The organism is Burkholderia sp. Bp9143, from assembly GCF_003853645.1.
In the GTDB taxonomy this organism is placed as follows: Bacteria; Pseudomonadota; Gammaproteobacteria; order Burkholderiales; family Burkholderiaceae; genus Burkholderia.
In genome coordinates this window covers 1-573 of the sequence record NZ_QTPO01000163.1, presented here as the reverse complement: position 1 = coordinate 573, position 573 = coordinate 1, and the positions used below count along the sequence as shown (strand labels likewise).

1 pseudogene is annotated in these 573 nt (G+C 65.4%); it reads right to left on the bottom strand.

Annotation, left to right across the window (positions count from 1 at the left end):
- Nucleotides 1–572 (bottom strand): annotated as a pseudogene (locus DIE23_RS39140) (type VI secretion system ATPase TssH); the annotation flags it as partial.
- Nucleotide 573: the final 1 nt, after the last annotated feature.

The following is a 573-nucleotide window of genomic DNA, read 5'->3' as shown; positions in this document are numbered from 1 at the left end:
CGTGCGAGCACGTCGACCATTTGCTGGATCTCGCGATCGCGGCCGAACACCGGGTCGATCTGGCCGTTGCGAGCCTTGTCGGTCAGGTCGATCGCGAAGCGGGCGAGCGCGTCGGCGTCGGTCTTGTGCTGAGCTACTCGCGTTTCCGGTGCCGCCGGCGTGGCTGCGGGCGCCTCGCTTTGCGCGGCGCTGGCGGACTCGATAACTTCGGCATCCGGTTCTTCAGGCGCGTTTTCGCACGAACGATGGGCGAGACGCGGCAGAAGCCGCTCGATCTGCGCGCTACTAATCGACAGCAGGGGCCACGCATTCTGTGCGCGCAACACGTGCGGCGCGTCAACAATCGCCTGTAACAGGTTGCCCGATCGGACGGTCGCGTCTTCGGTATCCGAGGCGGTGCGAGCCCATGCGTCCTGCATCACGGTCGCCAATTGGGGCGAGAGTGCGGGTTTGCCTCGGAGGTTGCGCGGCACATGTGCGATCGCGGCAATCAGCCCATCCCAGACCTTGTCGATGTCGATCCCGTAGTGCCGCAGGATTGCAGGAATGTCGCCGTCTCCGGCCTCGATCAGC